The sequence below is a fragment of the Caproicibacterium sp. BJN0003 genome (genome assembly GCF_026314295.1).
Lineage (GTDB): Bacteria > Bacillota > Clostridia > Oscillospirales > Acutalibacteraceae > Caproicibacterium.
Genome location: NZ_CP111108.1, coordinates 2,350,385 through 2,363,048 on the forward strand (window position 1 = coordinate 2,350,385; position 12,664 = coordinate 2,363,048).

The following is a 12,664-nucleotide window of genomic DNA, read 5'->3' on the forward strand; positions in this document are numbered from 1 at the left end:
TCTATATTTTCCTTTTGCAAAAAGTTGCAATCCAAAACAGAATCTATTAAACTAAAAGTAATTTGCAGCCGAATGATTAGAACCGAGGAACAACTAATGTTTAATTCACGCAGTCTGTCTTATCGCAGTCCTATGGGGGCCGTAGGCGACCATCAGCCCGTTCATTTTCGCGTGACCATGCCGCGCGATTTACGGGTCAGCGCAGTGCGGCTTTTGGTTCTGCACGACCAGGATCAAAGTCTTTCCACACTGGACCTTTTTTGGTGCGGAATGAACGGAGAAAACTTTGAATGGTGGGAATGCCACTTTATTCCGCAGGAAGAAGGACTCTATTTCTATCATTTTCAGGTGAATACATGGCGCGGCTGGCAGGATCTTTATCGAGGAACAGACGGCGAAGATTCCGCTTTTCACGGTCCTATTGGGAGGCTGTGGCAGCTGACTGTTTTTGAGCATACCTACCGCACGCCGGATTGGCTTTCCGGCGGTGTGATGTACCAAATTTTTCCCGACCGCTTTTTTGCTTCCGGTAAAGAAAAATTCAATGTTCCAAATGACCGGATGCTTCATAAAAAATGGGACGAAGAACCGATCTGGCAGTTTGGCGAAAAAGGAATCATCAAAAATAACGACTATTTTGGAGGCGATCTCCCTGGAATCACTCAAAAGCTGGATTATTTAAAAGGGTTAGGAGTCACCTGCATTTATCTAAACCCCATTTTTGAGGCTCATTCCAATCATCGCTACAACACAGCAAATTATGAAAAAATTGACCCGCTCCTCGGCAATGAGGAAGATTTTTGCACTCTTTGCAGAGAAGCCAAAAGACTCGGAATCCATGTAATCATTGACGGTGTCTTCAATCATACCGGCAGCGACAGTATTTATTTTAATCGGGAAGGTCGTTATCCGGGACCCGGAGCCTATCAGAGCAAAGACTCCCCTTACTATTCATGGTATCGTTTTCACAATTGGCCAAATGATTATGAATGCTGGTGGAATTTTAATACCTTGCCCGATGTAAAGGAAGAAAATCCGGATTACCGTAATTATATCACGGGAAAAGATGGAATTATCCGCAAATGGATTCGCGCCGGAGCTTCCGGCTGGCGCTTAGATGTTGCAGACGAACTGCCTGACGATTTTCTGGAAGACATCCGCAAAGCTGCACGGGAAGAAAATCCGGATGCAGTTATCCTCGGGGAAGTCTGGGAAGATGCCACCACAAAATATGCTTATGGAAAAAGGCGGCGATATCTTTTAGGGAATCAGCTTGACAGCGTCATGAATTATCCATTTCGCAACGCAATTTTGGGCTTTCTTTCTGGGCAGGACGCGGCACAGATCATGGAATCCATCACCGAAATTTTAGAAAATTATCCGCCGCAAACGATTCGAATTTTAATGAATCATATTGGAACACACGATACCGAGCGGGCTTTGAGCGCATTAGGCGGAGAACCGCTTAACGGGCGTGACCGAAAATGGCAGAGCGAGCAAAAACTCTCAGAGGAACAGCGGGCTCATGGAGTTGAGCGGCTTAAAGCAGCATCCCTCATTCAATATACACTGCCGGGAGTCCCATGCCTTTATTATGGGGATGAAGCCGGTATGGAAGGCTATCGGGATCCCTTTAACCGCCGGGTTTATCCATGGGGAAACGAAGACGCCGATCTTTTGGAATGGTACCGTGGTTTAGGTTCTCTTCGTAAAGAATTTTCCTGTTTAAAAGAAGGGGACTTTCAGCCGATTCACGCAAGCGGTCATCTGCTGATCTATACCCGCAGCAATCTGCGTGATCAGCTCCTGATCGCCGTTAACGCGGCAGATTCGGAAGAACCCTTCTATCTTCCCAACGACTGGCGCACGGCACAGGTTGAATTTGGGCCGGAGCCAGATCGAAACGGCAGTGTAACTCTCGAAGCACAGGGGATACTCTTACTCTCTCTCAGAAAGATTGCGGGACCAAATCCTTCTTTAGAAGCTCTGCCTGCCCCCTCTTTCAATGAAACAATCGAGTCCATCAAAGACCAGATTTTAGAGAGCGAACAAAAACCCGTAATCAAAGAACAGCTGATGGATTTTCTTGAAAAAATAGATTCCCAAAAGTCAGATTCCAAAAAAAGCACTTGACTTTTTTTAATAGATTGTCTATAATGAAAAAGCTGTCAAGATGATAGCTTATGCGCTCATAGCTCAGCTGGATAGAGTGCTTGACTACGAATCAAGAGGTCCTGGGTTCGAATCCCCGTGGGCGCACCAAAGAATTTTAAGAAATCCGCATTAGATAGCCATTTATTGACTATTTGATGCGGCTTTTCTTTTTTCTATTTTTGCATCAAAACCGCTGAAAATCGCTGAAAAATCGGGGAAACGTCGGCGGTTGCTACGCGGTTGCTACGTGTTTATGATAGCTTTTCTATAGCTGGCTGTAGCTTTTCTGCGGTTTGAAAAATATAGCTATCAATATCAACACTAAAATCGGTGTGACCCATGATTGCAATAAAATCTTCTTCACGGACTCCGGCAGCCGACATCATTGTTGCGCACGTCCTTCGGGTAGCGTGGGGAGATAGCTTTCTGACTCCGATCTGCTCTAATGCAGGATAATAACATTTTTTACGGAAATATTCAGCTCTATAAGGGCTTCCATCATCTTTACAAAAAACTGTTTGTCCTCCTTTTGCAATCCACTCTTTTAGAATTGGGACTATTTTATGGTGAACTGGCACAACTTTGTTTTTACCGGCATCTGTTTTAATACCGCCATATAGAGCGTAATTTCCATTTGATTCTCGGACGCTAAATTTTGTTAGGTTTAAAAATTCGGTGATACGCAATCCGGTGTATGTCATAAATAGTATGAAATCTGCAAACGGAACTTTTTCCGATCCTGCTGTACCAAATGCAGCATTTTCAATCTTCTTTCTTTCTAAGTCATCAAAACAATCTTTTACGGACTGTGATTTCTTCGGGAGGTCTAACAATACCGCCCAATTATCTCTAACAATATTATTTTTAGCTGCAAATTTGCATAATAGCCCACAAAGCACCTTAACGTCGTGTAGGGACGAATAAGATGATGGTGGTAAAATTACTGGCTTTCCACCTTTTAAAGTGGCTACGCCCTTTTTATCGCATTTGGTGTGCGGCTTTTGCAAAGACTCTAAAATATTTTGAACTTGTCCGTAACCGATCTCACGAAATCTTATTTTCCAAAGAGGGGAAAGCTTGTTATAAGCTGCTCTATAACTATCGGATAACTGCTTTGATTTATCTTTAAGCCCGATCGGCTTCCATTCTGCATACAGCTCTTCTAAAGTGATATTTAATTTATCTGTAGGATTCTTTTTATAGTCATATAGCGCGTCTTTAGCTTCCTGTGCGGTTGCGTAATACCCAATTGCTTCCCTCTTCTTGTCGGATTCAGAAGGGCATAAAGCCACATATGGACGGTTCTTAATGTCATATCGTTTAAAAATCGACCCGGTTCCGTTTTCCCTTTTGATCGTTTTTCTTTTTGTTTCTATCTGCTTTTTCCCGCACCAGGGGCAATAAATCCAATCGTCTGATAATTTTTTTCTGCAGTTTTTACAATTAGGCATAGTTGCCACCTTTTTATAACCCTAATAATTGCTTCTTCTTAGCGTCGTATTCCTCTTGTGTTATCGCCCCGGCATCTAACAAGCCTTTATACTTTAGCAGTTCATCTGCAGCTGAAGGCGCGGGAGATTCAATCCTTGGAGATTCCGGCGCAGCCGGTTTATTATTATCTGATTTTATTTTGTCTATTACAATATGAATAAGGGAATTAATATTCTCTGCTTCATCTTTTCCTAGCCCTACATTAAAAACCTCTTTGTATGTGTCTATTGTGAGTATTCCCATCAAAATTCCAGAGCTGAAAGTAATATCATTGATATTACTGATATTAACTGTTTGAAATACTTTTCCCAAAGGCTGCTTTTGAGCTATCATTATTCTTTTATCTGTGATAGCATATGCAAAGTTTTTATCATGGCTTGTTGAAGATTTATAATTATGTAGCCCAATGAATGTCATATACACGGTTTCATTACGCATTAAATTGTCCTCAATTATTTGAAAATGTTTCAAAGCCCAACTCTTTATCGTTCCAGACCCGAACTTATGGGTAATACAATAGTTATACATTTCCTCTGCTGTGTGCATTGGGATAAAATCTGCATCATTATCGACTATCCCTGCATGTTTCTGCTTCACGTTATTTTTTCCAAACATATTTTTCTCTCCTTTAATTATAGATACTTACAATATATTCCAGTATCTAACAAGATTCAATACAATAGCCCAAAATTTATTTTGTTTTTTCACCTCATGGGTCAAAAATGACCCATGAGATTTTATTTTTTAAAAAATTCCAATTTTTGTATTGATTTTGTCGAACTTCTGTTCTAAAATAAAGAAGCTACAAGAACAAATGTGCGTATTTTAGGAGATGGAACGAATGGATTATAAGTCAATGATAATTGAAATTGTCAGATCAGTAAAAAGTAAGCGAATATTAAAATGGATTTACGAGTTTACGGTTGAATGGACGAAACAAGATAAGTGATTAAACGCCAAAAGGCGAGGCACCTTCAAAGTGTCTCGTCTTTTTTTATTGCCTGCATAAATTTTTTAACCGCTTGCCAGTCTGATTCTCCAAATTCCGCAAATGCTTTAAAAAGTGATAGTGCTTCCGGATTCTCTCCGCTTAGCATTTGTACGATTTTTGCTACGACAGCAGCTTCCGTATTGTCTTGCTTTTCCCCTTCTCCGGTTTTAAGCCATTCTTCTTTGACCCCAAATTCTTTTGCTATTGATTTAGTAGCTGTCCCTGTAGGGTTTCTTACTCCGATTTCATAGCAAGCAATTGTGTTTCTGGAACTTCCAATCTTTTTTGCGAGATCATTTTGAGTCATTCCAGATTCTTTTCTCAAACTTGTAATTCGCTCTCCAATTGTCATTATTTTTCCTCCTTTCAATTATTTATTATATATCAGTTTAGTCGCGTAGTCAACAAATAATTTTAAAAAATGTTTTAAAAACGCTTGACATTAGTTGCAAGCTGTATTAATATAGTTGCATAAGGTACAGAAAGTGAGGTGAAAAGCAAATGGATAAATTCAACGTTTCCGTTCCAAAAATTGAGACCGTGGAAGACGTGATTGAGTCTTTCCAGAAAATGACCGTTTTGCAGCAAGCGACTGTAATGGGATTTATCGCCGGGCAGATGGCGTCAGTCGAAAAGAAATCAGCTTAAAAGGAGATGAAAAACAATGGCAACAGTAACAGATAAAACCGTAAAAATTACCGCACAGATTAATGGTATAGACGAAGCGATAGAAAAAGCGAAGCAGCTTAAATCACTTTTGCAGGAAGTGAAAGAATTAGCCGCGTCGCTTGATCTGAAACTAACTGTTGACGGTGAACCCTATTCGCCGAAGCAGCCTAAAGAAAATCTTCGTGGGATTACGGTTGATCTTTCTGGCTCTAAATCCACTCGTGATACTCAGATAGTAGAACCGATTAAAGGCGCAAAATTCATTGACAAGATCACGGCTGATTTATCCAGTCATGATATTCGCGGAGAACAGTCAAAAAATTATTAAAAGGAAGTGAAAAAATGAACGATTTACAAATTTTCAAAAATTCTGATTTTGGAGAACTTCGGACGATCGTCAAGGAAGGCGAACCGTGGTTTGTAGCGATTGATGTTTGCAAGGCATTAGAAATTGCTAATAGCCGCATGGCGGTTGATCGGCTTGACGAAGATGAAAAGGACGTCAGTTTAACTGACACCCTTGGTGGAAAGCAGCAAATGCAAATTGTCTCCGAGTCCGGCCTGTACAGTTTAGCCCTCGGAAGTCGCAAGCCACAGGCAAAGCCTTTTAAACGTTGGGTAACGCATGAAGTGATTCCATCAATCCGAAAGCATGGAGCGTATGCAACACCAGCAACGATTGAAAGCCTTATCCAAAACCCGGAAAGCGGAATCAAATTGTTAACTGCCCTTAAAGAGGAGCAGGACAAGCGCAAGGTGCTAGAGGATAAAGTTAATCAAGATAGGCCAAAAGTCCTCTTTGCGGACGCGGTAGCGGCAAGTGAAAGCCCAATGCTGATTGGGGAGCTTGCCAAAGTTATTAAGCAAAATGGCGTAAACATTGGAGAGAAAAGATTGTTTGAATGGCTCCGCAATAACGGCTATCTTATTCGACGCAAGGGGACAGACTATAATTCCCCAACCCAGAGATCAATGGAAATGGGGTTGTTTAAGGTAAAGGAAACCGCGATCACCCATTCAGACGGTCACATAACCGTAAACCGCACGACAAAGGTGACGGGACGCGGCCAGAGATATTTCGTAAATAAGTTTTTGGGAAGTGAAAATTATGATAACTGAAAAAGATATTCTGTCAATGCAAAGCGTTCTCCCAACTACAGCCGCTAAGTACATAAAAGAAACGCCAACGTTTATCCGTCTTGGCTTGCAGCAAAATCGGCTCCCGATCGGAAGTGCTGTCCAGAATCCTAGCGGCAAATGGTCTTACCATATCAGCCCCGGACTGCTAGTTGCCTATCAAAAAGGCACGCTGAATATCGAAATCAAACCAAATTGAAAGGAAGTAAAAGTCGTGGCGAACTTAATTGATATTGAAGCAAAAATTAAAATTCCCAATCGAATTAAAATTTCCAATCGAGAAGAAATCTTATCATGCGTGGGGCATTTGAAAAAAGCTTCCGACGAACTGAAAGCAGCTTTTTCAGTGCTGGAAGAAGATGAAATTCCAAAAGTCGACTATTTGAGAAAAGCCCAATTCATGCCGGAAGAATCAGAGCCAGATCATTTGAAAGAAATGCAGTTTTTAGGAGAAGATGATCCCGATCATGAAAATTAATGGCTCAAAGCTAAAATTTCAGATGGCAATACACAATCTAACCCAAACAAAGCTTTCCAAAAAATCCGGCTTGTCAACCTACACTGTCTTTAACGCTTTAAACAGCAAGAATGTGCGGCCAATGACGGAAAGATTGCTTTCGAGAGCAATTGGGATTGAGGAAGGAAAAATTTTAGAGGAGGAAAAGAAATGCTAAAAGAGCAAGTATGCAGCGTTTGCGGAAATAAATTCTTGCCTATTAAAAACAAGGTTTATCTATCGTACGAGCCAAAAGGAATTACTGATAGCCTTAAAAGCCCATCTGATGTTTTTGACACTATGGACTGCCCTTATTGCGGTTGCCAAACCTTGCTTAAGAAACGGTTTCCAATAGTGAGAAACAAGGAGGAAAAGCAATGGACCTATTAGAGTATGTGGGATTGATCGCTATTGTATCGGTAGCAATCTATTCAGTCAAAAAGATTTCGGTTTCCTGCTATCGAAAAAAGGCCATGCGCGAATGGGCGCGTGAGCAAAGGCACGTTGCAAATTTGAAAAGCAAAAATAGAGTAGAAATGAGGGTTGAGTGATGGACAAACTAAAACCGTGCCCGTTCTGCGGAGGGAAAGCAAGAATCAGAACTGTACTAAATGATAATTTTGTGGAATGTGGTAATTGTTGGTCTCATGGACCGCACGTTCTCGGGTTTAATATGACCAAGGAACAAGCCATTTCTGCGTGGAATCGTTGTCCAAAAGCGAAAAGCAGATCTGAAATTATCAAAGGCCTTTGGAAACTTTACGATAAATACGAAGATGCGGAACATGTTATATGCGGAGATGCCGCAAGGCTATTGCAATCTTCACTGGAAAATAAGGCAATGAACTGTGAGGGGTGTAAACATATCTCTGATTCTGCATTTGAGCCCCCCTGTGACAGCTGTATGCGGTTAAAACCTGATTGGTACACCACAGAGGAAAAATGAAATGAGTATTGGACATGAGCTTGAATTTGTCAAGCAATCCATAAGCCGAAGCAAAAATAAATCTAATGCAGCATTGCTTGTCCAATGCAAACAAAGCTTATTAGATCAGGAAACGCTTAGAAATGGAAAACAAATAAACTTGCGCAAGGCCAAATTGCTTTCATATGATGCCATGCTGGAAAATGGATATTCCCCTCAAATGCTTATGCCCTGGGACGATATTAAATCAGATAACAGCCATTTAAGGGACGAGCTTTACAAGGCTGCAATGAAAATCATAAAAAATGAATTAACGGAATCCCAAAGAACGATTGTACTAAAACGGATTAGTGGAGAGAGAGTAAAAGACATTGCCTTAGAAATTGGGATTACCCCCACAACCGTAAGCGACCAGTATAAAAAGGGGCTTGAAAGAATCAAGAAATTTCTAAAATATGTGGAGCCTTACATAAAAAGAATGGAGGAAAATTAATGTCAGAACAAAAAAATACCGCTCTGAACGCTACCAACATTCAGAGTGGCAAAGAAAAACCATCTGAACCAACCTTACCACATTCCATTAAAAAAAGCAAGATTTCTCTCGAGGACTGCCCCGAGAATTACATCAACATGACAAAGGCATTACTTAAATTGATAGAAGTCGTGTCTTGCTTTGATGGGAAAGTGACATCTTCAAGAATGGAACAAAGCACAGAGCCCTATGCAACGGTCGAATGTTTAATTGATGGACACGCTTATTCAGTTGACTTTTCAAAGAAACTTGAATTTTGAGGTGAAAGAAATGGGAATTATTAACGGACTTTACGAAGTCGGCAGTAACTATAAAGCGTTTTTGGACGCATTGGAAGCCGGAGAAATCCCTGACGAAGCAGTCGAAGATACTTTGGGCGCGATTGACGGAGAATTTGAAGAAAAAATTGACTCTATCGCTTGCATTGTAAAGCAATTAGATGCAGATGCTACGGCGATCAAAGCCGAAAAGGACAAGCTTTCCGAGAGGCAATCTGTAAAAGAACACCAGCGCGATCGCATGAAAGATTATATCAGACAGGCAATGGCACTTGTAGGAAAAAGCAAAATTGAAACCCCTAGGAACAAAGTCTCTATCGGAAAACCATCAAAATCCGTCGTTATTACAGACTTGCATATTCTTAAAAATTGTCAAGAAGCTTGGAAGCCTTATGATTACGGAAAGCCAACAAACGTTGACAAGGCAAAGCTAAAAGAAATTTTACAGGCTGGAAAATTGGTTGATGGAGCGGAACTAAGAGACGGCGCACCTAGATTGACAATTAAGTGAGGTAAAAAAGATGAAAATTGAATCTCAACTTTTGGAAGTCCAAAAAGAGTTAAAAGCCCCAAAAGGCCAATATAACAGTTTCGGAAAATACAACTATCGGAGTTGTGAGGACATCTTGGAAGCGGTAAAACCGATTTTATCAAAAAATGGGCTTTCCCTTGTCTTGTCAGACAGCGTGATTTTATCCGGCGATTGGCATTACATAATGGCAACGGCAAGACTAAAAAATGCAGATGGAGAAGCAATCGAAGTCACGGCATATGCCAGGGAATCACAGTCAAAAAAAGGTATGGACGACAGCCAGATTACCGGAACCGCTTCCAGCTATGCGCGCAAATACGCTCTGAATGGCCTGTTTTTGATTGATGATACCAAAGACGCAGACACCGACGGATACAAAAAAGCGGCTGACAGACCGGCAGATAAGCCAAAAGAATATATCTGTGAAGAATGTGGAAAGCCGATAAAGCCTTTTAAAACGCTAAAAGGCGAAATAATCGGAGTCGAAGCCCTAGTTGCAAATACAAAAGCAAGATACAAAAAAGCTTTGTGCGCCGAATGCTCTGTAAAGGCGAAAGCGGAGAAATTGAAAGATGGAACTTGATTTTGAGGGTTGCCACCTACTGATTGACGATCGCGGTTCTTGGCTATGCCTACATACCCCACAAGACCGCCTCGCAAAAAGGATTTGTGATGCGGTTGAGAAGGACAAGATTTATACCGCCAAAATATCTAGGAAAAGAAAGAAACGCAGTCTTGACTCTAACGCCTATTTTTGGACGTTATGTGACAAACTCGCGGAGAAAACCGGCATTCCAAAATCTGAAATTTACCGGCAGGAAATACAGGACATTGGCGGTAATTGTGAAATGGTGACAATCAAAAAAGAGGAAGCGGAAAAATTTTGCCATTTATGGGAATCTCATGGTATAGGCTGGATTGCGAAGCCATTATCAGAATCTTATGGACTGATTAATATAATCGCCTATCAAGGATCGTCAACATATGATACGGCGCAGATGTCACGGCTTATCGACACGATTGTGCAGGACTGCAAGGCACAAGGGATTGAAACGCTTCCACCCGACAAATTGGAAGAAATGAAATCGAGGTGGAACCCGTGAAAGAAGAATACTGTATCATGCCATGCGGACTTTTTTGGTTAAATAAGCGGTATGAAGGGCTTGTCCGGCACGAAGTGTTTTTCGGTCCGTATCGCCAAAAATCAATCGATCTCGGGCTAGTTGTTTTCCTAAAGCCTGAAATGCACAACGAGAGCAATTATGCAGTGCATTGCAAATGCGGTCATAAGTTTGACTTGATGCTAAAGCAAGCCGGGCAAAAAGCTGCAATGGAAAAGTACGGTTGGGACACACAAAAATTTATTGAAGAGTTTGGGAGGTCTTATTTGTAATAATGAAAACAATAAATTTGCTTGGAAAAAAATTCGGTAGGCTTACAGTAATTAGTCGAGCAAGCAACAATAAGCATGGGAAGGCACGGTGGCTATGCCAATGTGAATGTGGCGAAAGAAAAGTTATTTTGTCAGACAGCTTACTATCAGGGAAAACAAAAAGTTGCGGTTGTTATAGAAAAGAGGTTACCCCACATAACCATTTGCCTAAGCATGGAATGTCTGGAACACGGCTTTGGACTATTTGGTGCGGTATGAAAAGCAGATGCTATTATCCTAAAAACATTGCTTTCAAAAACTATGGTGGACGTGGAATAAGAGTTTGTTCTGAATGGAAAAATAATTTTTTAGCGTTTCACGAGTGGGCTTTAAATAATGGGTATGCTAGCAATCTTACGATTGACCGTATCAACTGCAATGGAAATTATGAGCCAAAAAATTGTAAATGGTCTACATATGAAGAGCAAGAAAACAATAGAAGAGACACTGTTTATTTAACAATTCAAGGGCAAACGCTTTCGATCTCAGAATGGTCGAAGAAAGTCGGAATATCCGCTGCTACATTGCGAAACAGGATTTCAAGTGGATGGAAAGAAAGTGAAATGCTTTTGAAACCAGATTTTAACAACAAGAATATTAGGAGGAATTTATATGCTTAATTCTGTGAATCTTCAAGGCAGATTTACCGCAACGCCGGAGATCAGGAAGACTTCAAATGATATATCAGTCACTTCTTTTACTTTGGCAAACGACATTGGGTATGGGGAGAAGAAAAAAACTGCGTTTATAGATTGTGTTGCTTGGCGCGGTACTGCGGAACTGATTTGCAAGTGGTTTAAGAAGGGAAGCATGGCTATTGTGCAAGGAGCTATTCAGACTCGCTCTTATACAGACCGCGACGGAAATAAGCGCAAGGCATTTGAAATTGTGGCAGATAATGTGCATTTTGCAGAAAGCAAACGTGATCGTTCTGACTATCAGCCAGCAAATAATCCCGGATATGATAATGGAAGCAATGAAAAATTCGAAGATATTACAGATGACGATCTCCCGTTTTGAGGTGAAATATGGAAATTGAAAGCTATTTGCATATAGGCAAAGAAAACGCAATCTCTCGCAATGAACTATCTCGCTTGACCCATAGGGCAGATCGTGAGATTCGGAATGACATCAAAGAAGCCAATATTCGCTTAGAAAAATTCAGTGATTACAGAATCCTGTCTTCCTCTAAAAATCGTGGCTATTGGCTTACGAATGATGTTTCTGAAATGGAAGAGTACATAAAAGAGAGCGAACACAGAATTAGCCAGCAGCGCAAAAACGACAATCCTATTTATAGCCTAGTTGGGAGGTGTAAAGGTGGCTGAAAAAAGAATGTTTGCAAAAAGTGTAATTGATAGCGACATATTTCTTGACATGCCATTATCAACACAAGCCTTATATTTTCATTTATCAATGAGAGCAGATGACGACGGGTTTATCAATAACCCCAAAAAGATTCAGAGAATGATTGGGTGTTCTGACGACGATATGAGGATTCTGTGTGCCAAAAGTTTCATAATCCCTTTTGAGAGTGGAGTCGTAGTAATTAAGCATTGGAAAATACATAATTACATTCAAAAAGACAGGTATAAGGAAACAATTTATCTTGAAGAAAAATCTTCGCTTAAAGAAAACAAAAACAAGGAATACGAGAGGGTTCAAGACCCTTGTACACAGAATGTATACAACATGGATACGCAGATTAGATTAGATAAGATTAGATTAGATAAGGTTAGTGTAGAGGGAAACGCTCCCCAACCAAAAGCCATCACATCAACACATCAATTCAATCCTCCCTCTATCGAAGAAGTGAAATCCTATTGTTCAGAAAGAAAGAATGGGATTGATGCTGAACGGTTTATCGACTTCTATGCTTCCAAAGGTTGGCTGATTGGAAAAACCAAAATGAAAGATTGGAAAGCTGCTATTCGGACATGGGAACGGAGAGATAAGAGCAACGCTCCAAAGCAAAGCAATTTTCCCGATTACAGTAACGACGTTCCGGATTTCTTGGGGAGGTAGAC

22 protein-coding genes and 1 tRNA gene are annotated in these 12,664 nt (G+C 40.8%); 20 read left to right on the plus strand and 3 right to left on the minus strand.

Annotated elements, in window-relative coordinates:
- Window positions 1-96: 96 nt before the first annotated feature.
- Window positions 97-2,133 (plus strand): glycoside hydrolase family 13 protein, encoded by a 2,037-nt coding sequence (locus OP489_RS11660; protein ID WP_266162155.1) that lies wholly within the window; start codon window positions 97-99, stop codon window positions 2,131-2,133.
- Window positions 2,134-2,185: 52 nt separating this feature from the next.
- Window positions 2,186-2,262 (plus strand) — tRNA-Arg (locus tag OP489_RS11665).
- A 143-nt stretch (window positions 2,263-2,405) separates the two neighbouring features.
- Here the strand turns inward: OP489_RS11665 and OP489_RS11670 are convergent.
- From OP489_RS11670 to OP489_RS11680, 3 genes are all read right to left on the minus strand, one after another.
- Complete coding sequence (locus tag OP489_RS11670) at window positions 2,406-3,605, minus strand: tyrosine-type recombinase/integrase (RefSeq protein WP_266162156.1); 1,200 nt, start codon at window positions 3,603-3,605, stop codon at window positions 2,406-2,408.
- Window positions 3,606-3,618: 13 nt separating this feature from the next.
- Window positions 3,619-4,260, minus strand: a complete 642-nt coding sequence (locus OP489_RS11675) for a PH domain-containing protein (protein WP_266162157.1) — start codon at window positions 4,258-4,260, stop codon at window positions 3,619-3,621.
- A gap of 359 nt (window positions 4,261-4,619) precedes the next feature.
- Window positions 4,620-4,988, minus strand: a complete 369-nt coding sequence (locus OP489_RS11680; protein WP_266162158.1) for a helix-turn-helix domain-containing protein — start codon at window positions 4,986-4,988, stop codon at window positions 4,620-4,622.
- Between the two features lie 149 nt (window positions 4,989-5,137).
- Here OP489_RS11680 and OP489_RS11685 point away from each other — a divergent pair, with 149 nt between their 5' ends.
- From OP489_RS11685 to OP489_RS11770, 18 genes are all read left to right on the plus strand, one after another.
- Entirely contained in the window at window positions 5,138-5,284 is a 147-nt protein-coding gene (locus OP489_RS11685) for a hypothetical protein (protein ID WP_266162159.1), read from the plus strand.
- A 16-nt stretch (window positions 5,285-5,300) separates the two neighbouring features.
- Window positions 5,301-5,633 (plus strand): hypothetical protein, encoded by a 333-nt coding sequence (locus OP489_RS11690; RefSeq protein WP_266162160.1) that lies wholly within the window; start codon window positions 5,301-5,303, stop codon window positions 5,631-5,633.
- 14 nt (window positions 5,634-5,647) lie between these two features.
- On the plus strand, window positions 5,648-6,424 hold the full coding sequence (locus tag OP489_RS11695) for a phage antirepressor (RefSeq protein WP_266162161.1): 777 nt from the start codon (window positions 5,648-5,650) through the stop codon (window positions 6,422-6,424).
- Window positions 6,414-6,641 (plus strand): hypothetical protein, encoded by a 228-nt coding sequence (locus tag OP489_RS11700; RefSeq protein WP_266162162.1) that lies wholly within the window; start codon window positions 6,414-6,416, stop codon window positions 6,639-6,641. Before OP489_RS11695 ends, OP489_RS11700 begins: the two co-directional genes overlap by 11 nt.
- 15 nt (window positions 6,642-6,656) lie before the next feature.
- Entirely contained in the window at window positions 6,657-6,920 is a 264-nt protein-coding gene (locus tag OP489_RS11705) for a hypothetical protein (RefSeq protein WP_266162163.1), read from the plus strand.
- Window positions 6,910-7,116, plus strand: coding sequence for a hypothetical protein (locus OP489_RS11710; RefSeq protein WP_266162164.1), 207 nt, complete (start codon window positions 6,910-6,912; stop codon window positions 7,114-7,116). The genes OP489_RS11705 and OP489_RS11710 overlap by 11 nt, the downstream gene beginning before the upstream one ends.
- A 199-nt stretch (window positions 7,117-7,315) precedes the next feature.
- Window positions 7,316-7,489 carry a hypothetical protein gene (locus tag OP489_RS11715; protein WP_266162165.1) on the plus strand — a complete coding sequence of 58 codons (174 nt, stop codon included), beginning with the start codon at window positions 7,316-7,318 and terminating at the stop codon, window positions 7,487-7,489.
- Window positions 7,489-7,884: a Lar family restriction alleviation protein gene (locus OP489_RS11720; protein WP_266162166.1), complete on the plus strand. Its 396-nt coding sequence runs from the start codon at window positions 7,489-7,491 to the stop codon at window positions 7,882-7,884. Before OP489_RS11715 ends, OP489_RS11720 begins: the two co-directional genes overlap by 1 nt.
- A 1-nt stretch (window position 7,885) precedes the next feature.
- Window positions 7,886-8,356 carry a sigma factor-like helix-turn-helix DNA-binding protein gene (locus OP489_RS11725; RefSeq protein WP_266162167.1) on the plus strand — a complete coding sequence of 157 codons (471 nt, stop codon included), beginning with the start codon at window positions 7,886-7,888 and terminating at the stop codon, window positions 8,354-8,356.
- A complete protein-coding gene (locus OP489_RS11730; protein ID WP_266162168.1) occupies window positions 8,356-8,655 on the plus strand; it encodes a hypothetical protein in 300 nt (99 codons plus the stop codon). The genes OP489_RS11725 and OP489_RS11730 overlap by 1 nt, the downstream gene beginning before the upstream one ends.
- A gap of 10 nt (window positions 8,656-8,665) precedes the next feature.
- Window positions 8,666-9,184, plus strand: a complete 519-nt coding sequence (locus tag OP489_RS11735) for a siphovirus Gp157 family protein (RefSeq protein WP_266162169.1) — start codon at window positions 8,666-8,668, stop codon at window positions 9,182-9,184.
- Window positions 9,185-9,194: 10 nt separating this feature from the next.
- The gene (locus OP489_RS11740) at window positions 9,195-9,788 is read left to right on the plus strand and encodes an ERF family protein (RefSeq protein WP_266162170.1); all 594 of its coding nucleotides are present in this window, start codon (window positions 9,195-9,197) and stop codon (window positions 9,786-9,788) included.
- Window positions 9,778-10,308, plus strand: a complete 531-nt coding sequence (locus tag OP489_RS11745; RefSeq protein ID WP_266162171.1) for a hypothetical protein — start codon at window positions 9,778-9,780, stop codon at window positions 10,306-10,308. The genes OP489_RS11740 and OP489_RS11745 overlap by 11 nt, the downstream gene beginning before the upstream one ends.
- Window positions 10,305-10,598 (plus strand): hypothetical protein, encoded by a 294-nt coding sequence (locus OP489_RS11750; protein WP_266162172.1) that lies wholly within the window; start codon window positions 10,305-10,307, stop codon window positions 10,596-10,598. The genes OP489_RS11745 and OP489_RS11750 overlap by 4 nt, the downstream gene beginning before the upstream one ends.
- A gap of 2 nt (window positions 10,599-10,600) precedes the next feature.
- On the plus strand, window positions 10,601-11,257 hold the full coding sequence (locus tag OP489_RS11755) for a hypothetical protein (protein ID WP_266162173.1): 657 nt from the start codon (window positions 10,601-10,603) through the stop codon (window positions 11,255-11,257).
- On the plus strand, window positions 11,250-11,657 hold the full coding sequence (locus OP489_RS11760) for a single-stranded DNA-binding protein (RefSeq protein WP_266162174.1): 408 nt from the start codon (window positions 11,250-11,252) through the stop codon (window positions 11,655-11,657). Before OP489_RS11755 ends, OP489_RS11760 begins: the two co-directional genes overlap by 8 nt.
- An 8-nt stretch (window positions 11,658-11,665) precedes the next feature.
- Window positions 11,666-11,965 (plus strand): hypothetical protein, encoded by a 300-nt coding sequence (locus tag OP489_RS11765; RefSeq protein WP_266162175.1) that lies wholly within the window; start codon window positions 11,666-11,668, stop codon window positions 11,963-11,965.
- A complete protein-coding gene (locus OP489_RS11770; RefSeq protein WP_266162176.1) occupies window positions 11,958-12,662 on the plus strand; it encodes a replisome organizer in 705 nt (234 codons plus the stop codon). The genes OP489_RS11765 and OP489_RS11770 overlap by 8 nt, the downstream gene beginning before the upstream one ends.
- Window positions 12,663-12,664: the final 2 nt, after the last annotated feature.